The following is a 19,238-nucleotide window of genomic DNA, read 5'->3' as shown; positions in this document are numbered from 1 at the left end:
TACAATATCGCTACAATTATTTTTGCATTTTTTAAACAATCGCGTTCATTTATATATAACAAATAAGAACAGTTTATTTACATTTGCAATAATAAATTTTCATAACACCCGCTAAATACGGGGACTAGCGACCTTTTTACTATAACACACGGCAAATATTATCTGTAAAGCTTAATCTGTAAGAAAAGTTTAATCAGGTGGAGGTCGGATCAGGTGCTTGGAGCGATTTTAGAAAAAAGTCAGGCAATTATTACATTGCCTGATAAAGCGCTTTTTAAACGTTACGTTGGTTAACTCTGTGTTAGCTAATTGAGGGCCCCTATCACTGGGCAGAATGATAAAAGTGGAGCCCTCAAATCTTAATTCACATTACTTACAAGGGGAACAAATGACAGCGCTGTCATTTGTTAATTAGGATAATAAAGACACCGGTGTCATTTGTCTAGTCTTATTTCGATCTTTCCGCAAAATTAGCCATGATTGAGCTTTTCAAAACACATCAGGTTACAAAGTAAGCGTTTGAGTCACAGTAAGCGAGCCTGTTGTACCGTTAAAAGTTAACCACGCAATGGTTATCGAATTGTTGTTTACACAGATAAATATGAATTTTGCTCTATTATCGCAAAGAAGTGGTGATTGGTATTTGAAGCAGCGATGTGGGTTAGCTACTTTTTACAGAAAAGCGTATTGAGCTTTCATGCTTATTTTCACGATATTCAAACAATGCCGAGAACGCAATTGGGTCAGTCAGCATAAAATAACATAGTAGAAAACCAAACAGCGCAGGCGAACAGTACTCTTACGTAAACTTTTATCATTGTTGTGAGCAAAATCCAAATAAGGGAAGTGAGCTAAGCCCGCAAGCTTTGTATTCACTTAGATTGCTAGACAACATATCAAGCGCCGCGATAAAGACACGCTAAAAGGAAGTAATAAAGAACAACTGCCTTGCTATTCATCAATCTTGTAAATCCTTTTACATGAAGCAAGCAATGGACACCCAGCTTACATAAACGCACAAAATGACTGGTAAAACGATATTGATTGGAGCACTGTTAGTTAGCATGTTTACTGATATCAATCGACCAATCTGTTTCACAATAAACGGAATGTGCTTTAGGCAGAGTGTGTTCGAGCATGGTGCTGCCTGCCCTATTTTGTCTGCGATAAGCCTCAAGCAAGTCGTTATCTTGTGTTGTGAAATACCCCGGCATTACTTCTTTTAATTCATTAAGCGTGTTGTCCGCCTTATTATATTGCGCTAATGCAGCATACGCTTTAGCGACATAAACTGCTTGCAATCTTGTACGCCAAGGGCGTTTCTCTATTTCCAGTACTTTTTGCGCTTGGTCTTGTAGCAGGTAAATATAAATTAACGAATAACGCGCGTATTCATTTGTTACAGTTAACGCAGGATCGCTGGAATGGGTTAACGCTAATTCAAGTGCGTGCTTGGCCTTATCAAACTGTTGTAAGTCGGTGTATGCCCATGCAAGAAATACATAACTGCTTGCTTTTATCACATTCGATTGCGTCTTCGGTAATAGTGTCTGAAACGTATTAATGGCTCGTTTAAGCATTTCAGGGTTTTGCCCATGGCGGCCCTGTTCACTTTGATCTAGCCCTTGATCAAGATAGGAAAATGCTAAGTAAAAATCAGCCCAAGGCAACGCCGATTTGGCACCCAGCTTTTCAAACCCATGCTTTGCTTGCTTAAAATACTGCTCAGCAAGTTGTCCTTGGTGCAATTGCATATGATAAAACCCCGCATACAGTTCTACCATCGCTAACTCATACGGTAAGTTAAGTTCGGTAAAGCGCGCTAACGCATCTTGCAAAGCGATTTCACGCTTTTCTTGGTCAAAATGATAATTTTGCGCAATAGCCAGTTGCGTTGCCGCGATTTTTTCTAGATTGCCTAAAGTTCGGTAAAAACTCAGTGCCTTGGTCAATCGCTCTTTATTTTTGGCTAAATCGTTATACGGGCTTTTTTCTAGCCCCACATTATTTGGTTGCCCTAAATAAAATAGTGAATCTGCCGTCGCGGCTAACTCCGTATAATCATCAGTTAACTTCGCTGCTTTTTTCAGTAAGTCATCATGTTGCTGCCATTTCATTGCTTGCCAAGCCAATGACGCTTGTAAACGATAACTTTCAGCAATTAATTGTGGGTCTTGACTGTTGATACTGGCGTGAACACTTTTTTCAATCAAAGCGTGTTGGTCGCTACTGCCTTGGCGTGTCGCGATAATTGCTTGCCAATACGCGATAAAAGCATCAAGTAGTGGATCGTAATTTAGGTCGTTTTGCTCAATTTTACTAAATTCGGCGCGAGCCTGTGACCATTTTCCCACAGCAACATAACTTCTTGCCAAATAAGCGCTTGCCCAATTCGTTTGCGATATGGTGTTCGCAGCTTGAAAATACTTAATCGCATCAAAAGCACCTGTGGTTTGCAACGCCTGCATGCCTTGAGCTATCGCCATTGCGGAAATATCAGGATGCACTTTTTTGGTGTTTTGTTTATGAGCATTTATCATTGCCAGAATCTGCTGCGAGATAACTTCAATCTGAGATGCTAACTCGTCATAGCTCAAACTGCCCTGTTTAATACGTCCATCGGAATAAATTGCCTGAAAGTCGATAACTTGTTTTTGCTGATGCATGCGCACACTTGCGAAAATAGCTACATTTGCCTCAAGCTTATCCAGTAAGTTACGTATTTGTACTGGCATTGCGGGCCACGGTAACTCATTTTTCAACAACGATAAATGTGCCTCAGAGGGCGAAATCACATCAACCCGTTGAGAGCGCTTTAAATCAACCGCCAACATATCTGACAAACCATGTTCTAGCCACGCCATGCTTGGCTGTTGTGTGTCGTTAATAAACGGCAGCACCATTACTCGCAAACGCGATGTAGCTTGGTTTTGTTGTTCGCTATGGTTAGCTAGATTACCGCTGTAAGGTTGCCAAATTCCAACAGCCAATATTAACCCGGCTAACATTAGAACGCCCGCGACAAGCCATAAACGTAGGGATTTATTTAACGTGTTTTCTGTCTGTGCTTTTTTTGCTGTGGGCTGTTCAGAATGCTTTGATTTTGCCTGATTTACGTCACGTGTTATTAGGCAAATCCACTGATAACCACGTTGTGGAATTGTTTTAATGTAGCGCGGCGATTTTGCATCATCGTTTAGAGCCAAACGCAACTCACGAATACTTTGCGTTAATGCTGATTCGCGATAGTCACCATGTTGCCATAAATGTGTAAGTAGGGTTTCTTTCGCTATTAGTTCATTTGGGTGCTGCAAAAAATAAGTCAGCAAATTTGCGACCTTGTTTCGCAGTAACACCGGCTGCTGAGTTTGGGCATCGTTCAGCCGCGTTAGGTAACCTGTTTCTGGTTCAAATTCATAATCACTAAAACGAAACAACAGCGCATCCATCCACAAATCAAAATAGGCCTAAATAATAAATCAAAGCATAGCAAAACAAAACCTTTAACAAACACCAAGCTAAAACTTAATGCATTGAAAAATATATAAATATATTTATTTTAGATGGATTTTATATCGATTTAATAGGGTTTTTGAAAAATAACAGCAACACTGACGCAAGCCAATTTTTAAAGTGAGCTCAGTATGGAAATGTTTATTCAAGAAGCCCTCGTCAGTGATAAAGCATCGCTGTATGTGGTGCTGGTAATATTTGTGACAGGCGTACTAACCAGCCTAACGCCCTGTGTTTACCCAATGCTGCCAATTACCGTTGCAGTGGTACGCCAGCACGCAAACAATGGCTACCAGTCAACAGCATACACTTGTTTATATGTGTTAGGCCTTGCACTTAGCTACAGTTTATTAGGTTATTTTGCCGCCAAGCTGGGGTATTTGTTCGGCAGTGTCGCCACCCACCCTGCAATGTTGTTCATTGCGGGTAGCTTTTGCTTAGTCATGGCTGCATGGATGCTTGGCTGGATAAGTATGCCGCAGCTTTCTTTCACCAAAAATTCATTCAGTTCGTATGCGCCACTCAATGTATTTGTCAGTGGTGCGTTATCCGGCTTGGTAATGGCACCCTGCACTTCACCGTTACTTGGTATGTTACTGATGTATGTTTCAACTGAGCAAGTACCACTCGTTGGCCCCATTTATTTGTTCGCATTTGCACTTGGATTAAGTGCCTTACTGTTCATTGCAGGCATTTTCTCCAACGTTTTAAACAAGCTGCCAAAAAGCGGCCCTTGGCTTAACGGCTTCAAATACATATTGGCGGCCTTGCTGGTTTGTGTGGCCCTTTACTTCTATTTTCAAATCACGTTTTAAGGATATTAATATGAAAAATATACTGGCTTTTGTGTTATTTACTCTTGCTATCCCTTTGTTTGCATCACCGCTTAAGGTTGGCGACAAAGCACCTAATTTAGTTAGCCATACCCTAAAAGGTAACGCTATTAATTTAAAAGAGTTACTAAAGCAAAAACCCGTTTACCTTAAGTTTTGGGCAACATGGTGCCAATATTGCAAAGCTGAAATGCCACATTTAGCAGAGTTAAATAAAAACCATAGCGACAAAATCGCCATCATTACGGTGAACGTTGGCATTAATGATTCAGTTGACAATATTAACGCCTACTTTAACCGCAATAATCTGTCGCTAGATACAGTGTTTGATACAAACGGCGAAATCACGCAAAACTTTGGCGTATTAGGCACGCCTTATCATATTTTAATCGAGCAAAGCGGCAAGGTTGCGCTAACGAGCTTTTTACATTCAGACAAAATTGACGCCTATATCGCTGCGTTACCAGATAAGGAATAGTAACTATGTTTAATCAACTTAAAGCATTGCACATCGTCGTTGTAAGTTTAGGCTTGCTATTTTTTGCTAACCCCGCGTATACAAAAACACAAGAGCCAACTAAACATACGGTGTTTATGGATATTTGGGCACATTATGATGGCGCAAATTCCGTGTTTATTGACTGGCTAAATCAACAAAGCTTTGGCGTTAGCTATAAACAGCAAGATCTCAATGTAACACCCAGTCAGTTAACTGAATTCAAAAGATACTACCCGCAATTTGCATCCATTGAGATAGATAAAGGGTTTAAGTTAATGCGGCAATATGGCGTTTGGCAAACACCGTTTCATATTATTGAGCACGATGACAAAGTTATATTTAAAGGTGATGATGCTGCACTATTGGCATATCTAAAATTAAACCAACACATTTCCCAAGCTCAGTTTGCACATTACAAAAGCAAATTAATAAAAGAGGCGTCTTCACCACGCTTTAAAAAACAACCACCGGTAAATCATATTGCCGTTGGTGAACAATTTTCAGATTTTGTTCGTGAAAGTTTATCGGGGCAAACGGTATCGTTAGGCACTACCATTAAAATGCTCAAACCCAGTAATACGCTTGAGTTGGTATTTCTTGATAGTTTGTGCCCAATGCCACACTTTCCAGATTGTGAGGCAAGCCTAAAGCAATTAGCTGAAAACCAACTTAAACAAGGTAAATTGTATCTGGCTGTGATCAGTGGCTACTACGTTAACGAAGCCCATGTACGTAGTTTTATTGAACGGCATCAATTACAAATGCCGGTAATTTGGGACAGTGAAAATGTGATTTTTAAACGTTATGGTGTCTCTCAAACGCCTTATAAAATTGCCATAGATCATCGCGGAGCTATTTTGAAGCGTCACGCTTTCTAAACAAAAAAAAGCCCAACTTAAGTTGGGCTTTTTAATCTATTTTAGTCAAACATTAAGCTGTCCAGTACACTTCTACCGGTACCTTTGTTTGCTGTAAAATAGCGCGAAGTGGCATCTCTGCAACCTCTCCGCCAGCTTTAGCTGCTTTATAAACTGCCAGTTTTTCTTCACCGCTTATTAAAAGCTTAATCACTTTCGATTGTAAAATAGCAGCACGCGTTAATGTCATGCGCTCAGTAATATCACCTGTTACATCACTTTTAATTGCATCAATTGCCGCCACTAAATCAGTCGTTGTTAACGCCTTATCAAGGCCTTCAGCATGCGGGAAAAGTGATGCGGTATGACCATCTGGTCCCATACCTAAAATCGTCACATCAAAATTTTGTTTAAGTGCCGCATATGCGTTTTGACACTCAGCTTGACCAAGTTGCGCACTGTCCGCTGGGTTTTTCATAGTTACAAAGTTAGCAGCTGCAGCGTTGTCTTGTAATAGCGTTGATTTAATAAACGCTTCATTACTTTTATCGTGACTTTGCTCAACCCAACGTTCATCAACCATAGCTACGTCGATTTTATCCCACGCTAACTCAAGACCACTTAAATAGCGATATGCTGGCGCCGGTGACGAACCGCCTGATACCATTAGTACAGCACGCCCATCTTGTTCAATACCTTGTGCTAAACACTGAGCAAGATCTTCACCTAATTCAGCGTTATAGGCATCTTTTGAATCAAAAAACTTTTCAATAATATTGGCTGACATTATTTGTTATTCCCTGCGTTGTACCATGCGTGATTATTTTCAGCGAGTAGCTCGTCTGCATCTTCTGGACCCCACGTACCTGCACGATAAAGTGCTGGCATACCCGCTGTTTGCCACTGTTCAATAATTGGATCAATCCACGCCCATGCTTGACGTACTTCGTCACGGTGAATAAACAGTGATGCATTACCAGCCGCAGCATCAAGCATTAAGCGCTTGTACGCATCTGAATGGAAACCATTTTCATAGTTTTTAGACAAATCGAGATCGAGCGTTACTGGCTCAAGTTGCATTTCTAAATTATCTAAACGCTTAGACATTAGCGTTAGCTGAATGCTTTCCTCCGGCTGTAAGCGGATCACTAATCGGTTTGGCTCAATGCCGCCAACTGTTTCGTCATACACGTTATGAGATACATTTTTGTATTCTACGATAATCTCAGCACAACGCTGCTTCATGCGTTTACCGGTTCTTAGGTAGAACGGTACACCAGCCCAACGCCAGTTTTCAATGTGCGCACGGATCGCTACAAAGGTTTCTGTTTCGCTGTTTTCGCCTAACTCTTCTAAGTAACCTGGTACCAATTTTCCATCAAGTTGGCCCGGTACATATTGACCACGTACGGTGTTCGCTTCAACGTCATCACCTATAAGTGGACGCAAAGCTTCAAGTACTTTTAATTTTTCAGTGCGAATGCTTTTCGCCGTTAGCTTATTTGGAGATTCCATCGCTACAAGGCACAGTAGTTGTAACAAGTGGTTTTGTACCATATCGCGCAGCGCACCGGCTTTGTCGTAAAAGCCCGCTCGGCTTTCTAGGCCAACAGTTTCAGAAATACTGATCTGAATATTATCAATCGATTTTGCATCCCACATATTTTCAAACATCACATTTGAAAAACGCAGTGCCATTAAGTTTTGAACTGTCTCTTTACCCAGGTAATGATCGATGCGATAAATTTGGCTTTCTTTAAAGTATTCTGCGATTTTCGCGTTAATTTCTTCTGCTGACGCGCCGCAGTAGCCAATTGGTTTTTCCACCACAACACGTGTTGATTTAGTAATCAGCTGATTATCAGATAAAAGTTCGCTACAACGGCCGTATACCGCAGGCGGTAATGAGTAATAAAAAACGCGCGCTTTGTCTTCAGCGTCTGACTCTAAAATTTCTTTTAAACGTAACCAGTTATCGTCTTGCTCAGTGACATTAACAACAATTGGTTTTAAAAACGCAGAAAACGCTTTCCAGTCTTTCGCGTTATATTCGCCTTTACCTAAAAACGACTTAAGGCTGCTTTGTACTTTATCAACAAATTCTTGTTCGTTTGCTAATGCCCTAACGGTTGGCAGAATTCGCGTCCCTTCCGGCAGATTTCCTTCTTGATAGGCACGGTACATTGCAGGCAGCAGTTTACGCAGTGATAAATCACCACCACCACCAAAAATAACGATATCGAATGGGTTTAGCATAATTGTTCTCTTCGTTTTAGTAACTTGTTGTTAAGTACAATATAGAATGTGTTTTTAGTTCGTTATGTTAGCACTAAATAGCGCTTGGGTAAGCTATTTATGAATGCTAATTTATATTGAATTCGTATGTAACTGCTCACGCAAATGGGGCTATGAAGAAAAGAGTTTTCAGGAGTAACAATGCTCTCACCCACTGTTACCCCTGAATACTCAGCGCTACTCAGTTCGCTTTATAAACGGATATGAGCTTTGGAGGCGTCAACTCTCTCACCAATTGACGCTCCAAATCACTCAGCGCTACCCGTTCAAAGGTATTTTTTACTGTTTGATTACGTTCAACTTGCATTTGCCAAGTTGCTATTTGAACCGGTAAATAAGAGTGTTTGGAAGCGTCAACTCTCTCACCAATTGACGTTCCAAATAACTCAGTGCTACCCGTTCAAAGGTATTTGTTGCAGTTTAAAAGCAGCCTAAGGCATTTTGAAAACCGCGCAGTCTAAGCTAATGCAAGTAACTTAACCCTGACATTTGACCGCTTTTTAATTTTTTCGCTTATTTTTATACAGTGCAATTAAGCCCGCTGTTGAGCTATCGTGTGTGAGCTGCTCATCTGTCTCTAACTCTTTTTGAATGGCATTTGCTAAGCCTTTGCCCAATTCCACGCCCCATTGGTCGAATGAACAAATTTCTAAAATAATGCCCTGACAGAAAATCTTATGTTCATAAAGTGCAATTAAACGGCCTAAATGCTTCGCATCAATGGTATCAAGTAAAATTGATGTGGTAGGACGATTGCCTTGATGTACTTTATGCTCAACCAGCTCAGCAATACGTGCTTCGCTTAAGCCTTTGCTTGCTAATTCTTTTTCAACTTGCGCTTTGCTAACCCCTGTCATCATGGCTTCAGTTTGTGCAAAAAAGTTTGCCATTAGAATTTCATGATGATTATTCACCTCACGCACAGGCTTAATTGAACCAATAAAATCGGCCGGCACAATCGTCGTACCTTGGTGCAAATATTGGTAAAACGCGTGTTGACCATTGATACCTGTCATACCCCAAATAAGTGGTACGCTCCTATAATCAATCGCTTTGCCATCAAACGTGACTGACTTACCGTTACTTTCCATCTCTGCTTGTTGCAGGTATGCTGGTAACATATGCATGCTTTGATCGTAAGGTAAAATGGCCTGCGCTCGTGCGTCCAAAAAGCTTGTATTCCACACGCTTAAAAGCGCCATAAGCACAGGAATATTATTTTCAAAGTTTGTTTCTACAAAGTGCTTATCAACATCAAATGCACCTTCAAGTAATTCAATAAACGCATCAAAACCAAGATACAAAGCGATAGGTAAACCAATTGCTGACCACATTGAAAAACGTCCGCCAACCCAATCCCACATGGTAAATACGTTGTCTGGATTAATACCGAATTCTGACGTTTTTTCTAAATTGGTGCTCACTGCGGCAAAATGCTTTGCAACCGCATCGTCATTACCGGCAGCCTGTTTCAACCATGCAACAGCTGTTTTCGCATTCGCCATGGTTTCTGATGTGGTAAAGGTTTTACTTGAGATAATGAATAGCGTGGTTTCCGCATTCACTTTGCTCAGTACATTTGCTATCTGCATGCCATCGGCGTTTGATGCATAATGCACTTTAAGTGTTTCATCCGCGTAGGCCGCAAGCGCTTCTGTTGCCATTTGCGGGCCAAGGTTTGAGCCGCCAACACCAATGCTCACTACATCAGTAATGCGCTTACCTGTGTAACCTAACCAAGCGCCACTGCGCACTTTTTCGGTAAATGCACTGATTTTATTCAATTCTGCGTTAACGGCATCAACCACATTTTCGCCGTCAACATACACCGCCTGATTATTGCGTTTACGTAAAGCGGTATGCAGCACTGCGCGGTTTTCGGTAATATTAATTTTTTCACCAGAAAACATTTTGTCGCGCCATGATGCCAAATCAACATCATTGGCGAGTGCTAATAACGCATTTTTAACATCTTGAGTGATCAGGTTTTTTGAGTAATCAAAGAAAACGCCATCAATCTGCGTGGAAAAACGCTCAAATCTTTGTGCATCATTAGCAAATAAATCAACTAAGTGCTGTTGCTTTATATCACTTGCAAGGCCTGCCAGTGTTTGCCAACTTGCTAAAGAAGAACGACTACTCATACTCTACCTAACTCTCTTTACCTTAAGCGTGTGTTTGCAACTTGAAACTCGCTAAACACTTGCTAAAGTTACTACTTATTAAAATGTCTAGGTTAACAATAAGTAAAAATGACAACGCTGTCAATTGGCAATTTAAACTTTTTGACACCGGTATCACATCATATTAATTGTATAAATTATGAAACATAGCTACAGACTTGAAAAAAAAACAGTTAGAATAATACGTTGTGTGTTATTAACCCCATGCTTTACGCAAAGCTCATCAGCAAAAGATATAATAACAATATGAAAGTCACCATAAATGATGTTGCACGCCTAGCCGGCGTATCAATGAAAACAGTGTCTCGAGTTATGAACAACGAGCCTTCTGTTAGAAAAAAAACCTCCGATAAGGTTATGGCTGCTGTTAAAGAATTAAACTACAAACCAAACTTAGCGGCGCGTAGTTTAGCAGGTACCAAGTCATTTGCTATCGGCTTTGTTTATAGCAACCCGAATGCTTATTATGTCATTGATATGCAAAATGGTATCTTATCTCGCTGTAAAGAAGAAGGTTACGAACTACTTATTCACCCGTGCAGCAGCACCGACGAAAATGTGCTAGAAGAAATTCAAACCATGATCGAGCGCTCGCGTTTATCGGGATTAGTATTAACGCCACCGCTGTCTGAGCGTCAAGATGTTACAGATTTACTTGATTCTATCGGCATTAACTATGTGCGTATATTATCGGGCCGCGAACCAAGCGAAAAAGAAAGTAAGCCTAACGCCATTTTCGTAAATGACCACGATGCTGCATATCAAATTACCGAGCATTTAATTTCGCTCGGCCACAAGCACATTGCATTTATTACCGGTGAAGAAGAACACAGATCAACACTTGAGCGCTTAGCGGGTTACAAAGCCGCATTGTCTGCTCATAATATTACGCTAAACGATGCGCTGATATTTCCGGGTAAGTACTCGTTTGAATCTGGTGTTGAAGGCGCTAAAGCACTGATGGCGAATAACGAAAAAGTCACCGCTATTTTTGCCTGTAACGATGAAATCGCGGCGGGTGCATTATTCGCGTCGCGTCTGATGGATATTAAAATTCCTGAGCAACTGTCTATTACTGGATTTGAGGATTCACCCTTCTCAAAACAAACATGGCCAAAATTAACAACGGCTCACCAGTCTAACCAAGATATTGCTACGCAAGCAGCAAAACTGCTATTTGCAAACAGCCGCCCAACTAAAATCAAAGAAGAAAAAATGGCAATTTGTTTTACGCCTGAATTGGTTGTGAGGGATTCAACCGGTAATGCGCTGTAAAAACAATTCATTTAAATTATAAAAAAAGCAGCTTTAGGCTGCTTTTTTTATACCAATTCTGTTATGTATGTGATCAGAGTTTGTGCTGGTAAATAAATAATCACATAGCAAAACATTTCTTATGCCGTTGTTCTACATTGATAAACTCAAACGTTGTTAGCATTAAATTTAACCCGCTAGAATAACCTGCTATGTAAGTTAATTCTATTCGTGCTGTTATCCACTGCTAAATAAAAGCAACGCCACCAGAGAGATTATTTAACTTAGTAAAGTTAAGGCTAGTCAGTAGCTCACAACAGGCTTTAGAACGACGACCACTGCGGCACACCAACACATAATGTTTGTCTTTTACCAGCTGCCCTGAAACAAACTCATTTAGCAAGCGGTGACTTGGAATATTCGTCACCATATCGCGTGGGACCTTTAGATAGTCACTCAGTTCACCTTCTTGATGTTCATAATGCTCGCGAATATCAATGATGCCATCCAATTTATTAGCGGCTAATTGTGCTTTAAGCTCGGTACTGTTTATTTCGGTAACCGCGTTAGGTGCGTTTAATGTTAATGCAAGCTTTAACTGACTAGCTTGATTGGTAAATAACACTGCGCGATCGCTCAGTTCAACGTTAAACTCAGGCATTACTTTATCTGTAGCTAAATCAACGAATTGACTGTCTAAAAATACGTCTGCGTAGTCAGATTTATCGCTAACAATATGGCTGATCTTCAACCCTTGCTTAGTTGCTAAACGCTTAACCTTGTTGATCTCAGAAAAGATAGGGTTAATTAGTAAGGTATCAAGTGATTGATTGACAATAAGGTACATAATATCGCCATCGACCACATATTGGTTAATACCAACTGCACACGGTGTTTCTTTGGTATAACTCGTTAACATACATGCATTTGCGAGCTTATCCTTAAGCGCCATAATACGCTCACACGCACTGTTAATTTCATCTTCACTTGCCATTGGGCCAAACGATAGGCGAATAGCGTTCTCACTTTGCCACGGCGCTAGATTCATCGCATCGAGTACAAAGCTACTCGCAGCACCTGAACTACAAGCAGAACCTGCACTCACTCGAATGCCAGCAGCATCAAATAAATTCATTACTTCGCTGCCTGAAATGTTAGCAACACTAAAGTTAATAGTGGTTGGAACCGATACTGAAAAATCATTATTAAAAACGATTTCATCAAATGTATGCGACAATGCTTTTGCTAACTTATCACGGTAACTCGCCAACACATCTGCCGATTTAAACGGGCTTGCTTCGCCCTTTTGCATTAATTCAAATAACTTTTTTAAACCTGCTATGCCTGGCAAATTCTCGGTACCTGAACGCGCGCCACTTTCTTGCCCACCACCTGCAATAAAAGGTGTCAGTGGTGCATCTTCACTTAAATACAAAAAGCCAATACCCTTAGGTGCATACAGCTTGTGACCAGAAAACGGCGCATAATTGATGCTTGTTTGGTCAAGATTCAATTTTTGTTTACCTAAGCCTTGTACACAATCCACCATCCAAAACACATTTGGATTGTTATCACGGATCACTTTATCTAATGCTGCGATGTCTTGTGTTGCACCTGTTTCATTGTTTACTATCATGGTACAAATTAGCAGAGCATTTTTGCTGTGCTCTGCAATAAACTGATGATCGAGCAAGCCTTTTTTATCAACTGGAATTGCTAATATTTCAGCGTTAATTTCAAGTAACTCATTCCAATGCTTTAGCGTATTTGGCACGGCTTTGTGCTCAGTTGCGCCATAAAGCAATACTGGCTTTTCGATAGTGTGATTTTTTGCAGCAACCAATGCAGATACAACCGACGTTTGGATCCCCTCTGTTGCACCCGAGGTAAATAGCAACCTTCCCTTTTCAGCGCCAATTAATCGTTTGCCTAATTGGCGTGTGTCTTCCATTAAACGCTTTGCTTTTAACCCGGTAATGTGAGATGACGACGGGTTACCAAACTCCACTTCCATACAGTGCATCACTTCCTGAGCGATTTCACTGTAAACCGGTGTTGTTGCATTGGCGTCTAAATAAATTAAAGATTGGCTCATGGTTACTGCTTTATTACTTTATGGAATATCTTATAACATTGTTGCAAATATCCATCAGAAAGGCTAATAACATTTCGTTTTGACCTAACGGCTTTTTATAAAGCTTTTACCACAAACAAAAAAAGGCCACTGTGTAAGTGGCCTTTTATAGTTATTAGAAACAGCTTAGCTGAGTACAGTTGTTAAGATCACCAATAGCAGTAATAACGCTAATATGAGTGATATTGGCGACAATATGCGAATGAGCGTCAGTGCAAACGGATGCTTAATATTTGGGTATAAATTGCTGCGCTTTAATGACAAGGCAAAAGCAAATGCACCGAGTGACACTAGTGTTGTCGCAATGCTGATTTCTGTTTTAATGGTAATTGAGTCTGAAAAAATCAGAAAAATCTGTAACGGCAAAATAAAACACACTAATGCATGTAACAAATGCACATGCTGGATCAGTTTTAATTGCCCTTCTTCACTCAATTCTTTAATACCAAACTTGTGTTCGAAGTGCTTTATCACTTCAGGCAGCTCTAATTCAACCGCTAAGCGATATGGTGTAAGGCCATCACTGTCTTTTTGATGATAATTTACGCCACCGTTAAGCGCTTTACTAATAATATCCAAACTGCGAGCTCGCACCGCAAAATGCAGCAAGTTATTACCTTTTAAATCACATTCAGTTGCACGTTCCTTGCTTAGCAATGCATCAAATACATTTGCAAAGCCTTGCTTAGCTGACCAAATTAAGGCGGTTAAACCATCTTCATCAGTGATCTGCCCTTTTGCACCCTGTTCGATAAAGCGCATACATAAACTTTGTTTAGCATCAGGCTGTGAAATATGAGATAGCAATGCACGCTCTAACAAACGGTTATCAACTTCACCATCAGAGAGCGCAAGTAACAAATCAAAAAAGTCTTCGCCTTGGCGTAACCTATCGGCGATTTCTTCAGCTAATACGTTGGTATCGCCAGTTACATTACTTTTAATAAAGGGTAAGGCAACTTCACGAAAATCATCATCCGCCCAAATCGCTAACACATCGTCGTGTGATAACGGCATGCCGAGGTTTAAAAACTGCTGAAACAACTTAAAGAAACGCAAGTGCATACACAGTGAGGTAAGTGTTAGCTCACTCTGCATTGCAACCTGATTGCCAATCGCCGCGTATTGGTCGATTCGTGATAACAAGAGTTCACTTATTGCTTCTTTGCTATTGAGTTGCTGATGTAAATGCGTAATAGCCGATTCAATATACTGCTGCGCATTATCATCGTATTCGAATATATGCTGATAGAAACATTGCTCAAATGGCTCTGCTGGCTTTAGCCACAATAAATAATACAATGGCGGTAGCACGCTGGTGCTGATCCCTTGCGCGTCTTTGGTCTCTTCGCATTTCGGCCAAGCTTCAAGGGCATCCAAAATAAATGCGCCATTTTGCTCTAACAAACCTTTTAATAAAAGTGGATAAGCCTCAGGCCAAACTAATACTCGCTCAAGTGACAACGCAGTGCTCCAGAATAAAATGTAATTACGCGAAACGCGCTAATAGTAACAACTATTTAATTGATGAAAAAGAACTTATTAAGTTCTATTTACTGGGTTAAAATTAAAGAAATTCACAACTTTTAGGCAAATCTATGAGCATCTGGGCCACAATCTTAATAATCGCAATTGTGCTTGGCGTGATTTGGAGCAATATCGCGTTACTAAAGCATTCCGCAAAAATGGATATGAAAAACTTTAATCAAGATCCGATAGAAAAAGCTCGCCGCTCATTAGAAGAAAAACAGCGAGCCGAAAAAGATCACGAAAATTAGCCTACTAACCAATGTCCCATTAAGGCAATTACCGGTAGCGTTACTAATGTACGCAAAATGAAAATCATAAATAACTCAAAGATATTTACTGGAATTTTGCTACCTAGTAACAGTGCACCCACTTCAGACATGTAAATCAACTGGGTTACACTCATTGCCGCAACCACAAAACGCGTAAGTTCACTGTTTATATTTTGCGCCGCCAAAATTGATGGAATAAACATATCGGCAAAACCTACAACCACAGTCTGCGCAGCCTTCTCAGCTTCCGGAATTTGCATCAGTTCAAACAGAGGAATAAACGGTGTGCCTAACCATTGAAATACTGGCGTATATTCAGCGATTACTAGTGCAATCGTACCGATTGCCATAACTACTGGCAGTACCGCAAACACCATATCAACGGCATTTTTTAAACCATCGATAAGCGTTTCTTTAATTGTTTGCGCATGACGTGCTTTATCAAGTGCTACATCAAGTGAATGTTTAAACAAGGTTTTCCCTTCAGGTAATGCCTCGGGATTACCTTTTACTTCTTCACCATCAATGTAAATGTCTTTTTTGAATCTAAGTGGTGGCAAGCGCGGAACAATCAGTGCAGCGGCAATACCCGCCATACACACAGTAAGGTAAAACGGTGCAAATAAATGCGCCAATTTTACTTGGCCAATAACCACCAAACAAAAGGTTATTGAAACTGCCGAGAATGTTGTGCCAATAATCGCCGCTTCACGCTGTGTATAATGTTTTTCTTCATACTGCTTAGCAGTCATTAAAATACCCACACTGCCGTCACCTAACCAAGAGGCAACACAGTTAACGGCACTGCGACCCGGTACACCAAAAAGTGGACGCATTACTTTAGTCAGTAACGTACCGACTAATTCAAGCAAACCGAAATTAAGCAATAAAGGCAGTAATAAACCAGCTAAAATAAACACCGAAAATAGAATTGGCATCAACTCGTGCAGTACCAAGCCACCAACTGCGTCTGAGTGAATTTCAATTTTGGTATCACCAATCGAAAACGTCCCGACTTTTAAGTACGCCATTAGCACAAAAATAGCGCCTAATGTGCGTGCCACAAGCCAAATCGGGCTAACAATCAGTAAGTGACGGACAAAGCTACCCGCTTTTAAAAACTTTGGTTTAAATAGCGTAGCTAAGCCGGATATTACTGCCATTGACACAATCACCGATGTCACAATAAGCGTAATTGAGTGTGCTAACGCGCCTTTTAATTCCTTAGCCAATATCGCTATAGGGATAGTGAATTCGCCCCCATAATTAATCGGTGTCATAAATAAAAACACGCCTATTAATGACGGAATAAGGAAAATCATTATGGTCGCAAAATTACTGCGTGGTGCAGTCGATTGATTAGCTTCCAAACTCATATTTGTTACCTTTAAAGTGATAGCGGTAAATTGATCTGCATATCTTTGCCAACAAAGTGCATAACCATTTACTTAATTGCTATTTTAATCGCTACTTTTCTATCGTTTAAAAGCAAAAAAGAGCCGAAGGCTCTTTTTTGCTAATCCAATTTTATAAATTATTGAACGGTTACACCACGCTCTTTTAGCATGGCTAAAATAACTTGTAGTGTATCGCTTAACGTGCCCGGCTCTAATGTTTCACCCTCAGCATCAAGCCAAGTAATTGATGTGCCACCGGTGTTCGTTTCAGCAACCAATAATTGATACTGACCTGCTTCAAGTGGCAGTTTACGAACGTCATCACCCCAAATTGAATCCCAAACGCTTTCGTCTGGTGTTTCGTACGTGGCGAAAATTAAGTTACGAGATTGCTCGATTTCATCAATATTGAAACCAACGCGCTCTAAGAAGCTTGGGAAGCGCTCAAAAATATCACGTGCTTTTTGCTCAGTTACAAACGCCGCGTTACCTTTGTCATCAAAGCCCATTTGCAGCGATACAATGCCACGTGCTTTATTTAATTCAACCATTAACTGTCGGTAGTTAAAATCAAACTGACCAATAAACTCATTAAGCGCCGCCACTTCTAAACGCTGCTGTAGTACCGCTGTTAACTCGTCATATTTTGATTCAAAATCAACTAATTCAACCTTTACCGATGCGGTACGCTTGTGCTCTTCAGTTTCAACTATAAACTTAAATTTTTGACGGCTTAGCTCGCGCTCTTCTTCCCACCACCAAACATCAATTGGTTCTTCAATTGTATGCCAGTTAGTCACTACGAAATTGTCAGCTTTATTTTCTGTAGTTACTTGGCGCTCAACAAATAAATCGTCAATCGCTTGCCAAATAAAACTTTCTAAATCTTGAATACCTTCGTTTTTATCGAAGAAAATGCGCGATTCTTTATCGCCTTCGTTAATCCATGAACCTTGTGCAAAAGTAAGTACTTGAGCCGGTGCTTTTACCAGATATAACGCACTTTCTTCAGCTGATGTATATTGTGCCGACTCCAGATCGTAGGCAGGATCTTTGTATGGTTTTGTCAGGTTACCTGGCACTTTAAGTTCATCATTAACACGGTAATTGCGTTTATGATGCGAATCATTGGTGAAAACAGAACAAGCAGTAATCGCCATTGAGATAGCGACAACCAATGAATTTCGGATCCAATACTGCACAAATTTCTCCTTGGTGTGCTCTTTATTATTTGCTTGATTTGACGCAGCACACACTGTTTGGTTCATAATATTATTCTCAAAATTGCCGCCTATGTTACTTTTACTAAGGGCCAAACACAAGAAACCACCACCCTATCTTTAATTTATTCTTAACAATTCGCTATAATTTTCACCACATCATATATTTACATGGTTGAAGCCATTTAAATTTGCTAAAATTCGCGGCCACGTTATTAACCCATTGAGACTAAAAATGACGTTAAACACTGGAAATCAACTTGTTGTTACTGCCATAGGTGAAGATCGCCCCGGCATAGTGAGTGAGCTTACCAAGCTAGTAAGTGAAACCAATTGCAATATTATTGATAGCCGCATTGCCATTTTAGGCAATGAATTCACCTTTATAATGTTGCTTGAAGGCGATATTTCTGCCATTAGTCGTGTTGAATATAATATTCCGACAAAAAGCGTTGAACTTGGTTTATTAACCATGATGAAACGCACCAGCCAACATCAAGAAAAACAGTATAAAGCAGGTTATAAACTAACCTATCACGGCCCTGATACGCCAGGCACACTAAGCAAAGTAACGCAATTAATGGCTGACTACCAAGTTAATATTGCAGCGCTTAAATCCGATAGTGTTGAACAAGATGGTGATGTGGTAATGCGCTCTGAAATTGATATTAATTTCTCGCGTGACGTGGATGAAGCTGAATTTAAACATCAACTAGAGATCATTTTTTCAAAGTCTAACGTAGAACACATTTTAAAACGGATTCGATAGGAAATTACAATATGAATACGCTTCAAGCTGGCGATAAAGCACCGCTATTCTCACTTGCCGATCAAAACGGTGACACAGTAGAACTTGCAGAATTATTAAAAGAAAACAAAGTACTTGTTTATTTTTACCCAAAAGCATCAACACCGGGCTGTACAGTGCAAGCTGAAAATCTGCGCGATCATAAAGCGGAACTTGCAGCACTTAATACCGTTGCGGTTGGCATTAGCCCAGATCCGGTAAAACGCCTTAAGAACTTCGAAACCAAAAAAGAGCTTAACTTCCCACTGTTATCAGACGAAGACCATGCCATTGCCGATGCATTTGGTGTGTGGGGTTTAAAAAAGTTTATGGGTAAAGAGTATGACGGCATTCACCGTTTATCTTTCCTTATTGGCCAAGATGGGACAATTGAACATTTCTTTAATAAGTTTAAAACCAAAGATCACCACCAAGTGGTTATTGATTACTTAAAAGAAAATGCTTAA

General features: G+C 40.3%; 15 protein-coding genes. 7 read left to right on the top strand and 8 right to left on the bottom strand.

Annotated elements, in window-relative coordinates; all coding sequences use genetic code 11:
• Positions 1–1,055 precede the first annotated feature (1,055 nt).
• Positions 1,056–3,437 carry a winged helix-turn-helix domain-containing protein gene (locus L1068_RS00455; RefSeq protein WP_237128587.1) on the bottom strand — a complete coding sequence of 794 codons (2,382 nt, stop codon included), beginning with the start codon at positions 3,435–3,437 and terminating at the stop codon, positions 1,056–1,058.
• 207 nt (positions 3,438–3,644) lie between these two features.
• Here L1068_RS00455 and L1068_RS00450 point away from each other — a divergent pair, with 207 nt between their 5' ends.
• Genes L1068_RS00450 through L1068_RS00440 form a run of 3 tightly spaced genes read left to right on the top strand, consistent with a single transcriptional unit; the run spans position 3,645 to position 5,723 of the window.
• Positions 3,645–4,328 carry a cytochrome c biogenesis protein CcdA gene (locus L1068_RS00450; RefSeq protein ID WP_237128586.1) on the top strand — a complete coding sequence of 228 codons (684 nt, stop codon included), beginning with the start codon at positions 3,645–3,647 and terminating at the stop codon, positions 4,326–4,328.
• A gap of 10 nt (positions 4,329–4,338) precedes the next feature.
• Positions 4,339–4,824, top strand: a complete 486-nt coding sequence (locus L1068_RS00445; protein WP_237128585.1) for a TlpA disulfide reductase family protein — start codon at positions 4,339–4,341, stop codon at positions 4,822–4,824.
• Positions 4,825–4,829: 5 nt separating this feature from the next.
• On the top strand, positions 4,830–5,723 hold the full coding sequence (locus L1068_RS00440; protein ID WP_237128584.1) for a redoxin domain-containing protein: 894 nt from the start codon (positions 4,830–4,832) through the stop codon (positions 5,721–5,723).
• 52 nt (positions 5,724–5,775) lie between these two features.
• Here L1068_RS00440 and pgl read toward each other — a convergent pair whose 3' ends face one another.
• From pgl to pgi, 3 genes are all read right to left on the bottom strand, one after another.
• On the bottom strand, positions 5,776–6,489 hold the full coding sequence (gene pgl, locus L1068_RS00435) for a 6-phosphogluconolactonase (RefSeq protein ID WP_237128583.1): 714 nt from the start codon (positions 6,487–6,489) through the stop codon (positions 5,776–5,778).
• On the bottom strand, positions 6,489–7,958 hold the full coding sequence (gene zwf, locus L1068_RS00430) for a glucose-6-phosphate dehydrogenase (RefSeq protein ID WP_237128582.1): 1,470 nt from the start codon (positions 7,956–7,958) through the stop codon (positions 6,489–6,491). Before zwf ends, pgl begins: the two co-directional genes overlap by 1 nt.
• A 539-nt stretch (positions 7,959–8,497) precedes the next feature.
• Positions 8,498–10,141 carry a glucose-6-phosphate isomerase gene (gene pgi, locus L1068_RS00425; RefSeq protein ID WP_237128581.1) on the bottom strand — a complete coding sequence of 548 codons (1,644 nt, stop codon included), beginning with the start codon at positions 10,139–10,141 and terminating at the stop codon, positions 8,498–8,500.
• Between the two features lie 285 nt (positions 10,142–10,426).
• Between pgi and L1068_RS00420 the strand changes: the two genes are divergently transcribed.
• Positions 10,427–11,455 carry a LacI family DNA-binding transcriptional regulator gene (locus L1068_RS00420; RefSeq protein WP_237128580.1) on the top strand — a complete coding sequence of 343 codons (1,029 nt, stop codon included), beginning with the start codon at positions 10,427–10,429 and terminating at the stop codon, positions 11,453–11,455.
• A 226-nt stretch (positions 11,456–11,681) separates the two neighbouring features.
• Here L1068_RS00420 and L1068_RS00415 read toward each other — a convergent pair whose 3' ends face one another.
• Positions 11,682–13,529, bottom strand: a complete 1,848-nt coding sequence (locus L1068_RS00415) for an aminotransferase class V-fold PLP-dependent enzyme (RefSeq protein WP_237128579.1) — start codon at positions 13,527–13,529, stop codon at positions 11,682–11,684.
• Between the two features lie 165 nt (positions 13,530–13,694).
• Positions 13,695–15,032 carry an ankyrin repeat domain-containing protein gene (locus tag L1068_RS00410; protein WP_237128578.1) on the bottom strand — a complete coding sequence of 446 codons (1,338 nt, stop codon included), beginning with the start codon at positions 15,030–15,032 and terminating at the stop codon, positions 13,695–13,697.
• Between the two features lie 134 nt (positions 15,033–15,166).
• Between L1068_RS00410 and L1068_RS00405 the strand changes: the two genes are divergently transcribed.
• Complete coding sequence (locus tag L1068_RS00405) at positions 15,167–15,346, top strand: DUF2897 family protein (protein WP_054979472.1); 180 nt, start codon at positions 15,167–15,169, stop codon at positions 15,344–15,346.
• On the opposite strand, the gene L1068_RS00400 is transcribed toward L1068_RS00405, so the two are convergent.
• On the bottom strand, positions 15,343–16,743 hold the full coding sequence (locus L1068_RS00400) for a YjiH family protein (RefSeq protein ID WP_010560329.1): 1,401 nt from the start codon (positions 16,741–16,743) through the stop codon (positions 15,343–15,345). The genes L1068_RS00405 and L1068_RS00400 overlap by 4 nt on opposite strands.
• A 158-nt stretch (positions 16,744–16,901) precedes the next feature.
• Positions 16,902–18,032 carry an outer membrane protein assembly factor BamC gene (bamC, locus tag L1068_RS00395; protein ID WP_138628558.1) on the bottom strand — a complete coding sequence of 377 codons (1,131 nt, stop codon included), beginning with the start codon at positions 18,030–18,032 and terminating at the stop codon, positions 16,902–16,904.
• 187 nt (positions 18,033–18,219) lie between these two features.
• On the opposite strand from bamC, the gene L1068_RS00390 reads away from it, so the two are divergent.
• Positions 18,220–18,753, top strand: a complete 534-nt coding sequence (locus L1068_RS00390) for an ACT domain-containing protein (protein WP_010560331.1) — start codon at positions 18,220–18,222, stop codon at positions 18,751–18,753.
• An 11-nt stretch (positions 18,754–18,764) separates the two neighbouring features.
• On the top strand, positions 18,765–19,238 hold the full coding sequence (bcp, locus tag L1068_RS00385) for a thioredoxin-dependent thiol peroxidase (RefSeq protein ID WP_010560332.1): 474 nt from the start codon (positions 18,765–18,767) through the stop codon (positions 19,236–19,238).

It is taken from the genome of Pseudoalteromonas sp. MMG024, assembly GCF_021654175.1.
Classification (GTDB): Bacteria; Pseudomonadota; Gammaproteobacteria; order Enterobacterales; family Alteromonadaceae; genus Pseudoalteromonas.
Note: the sequence above shows the minus strand (reverse complement) of the source record. Positions and strands in the feature narration are given on the sequence as shown.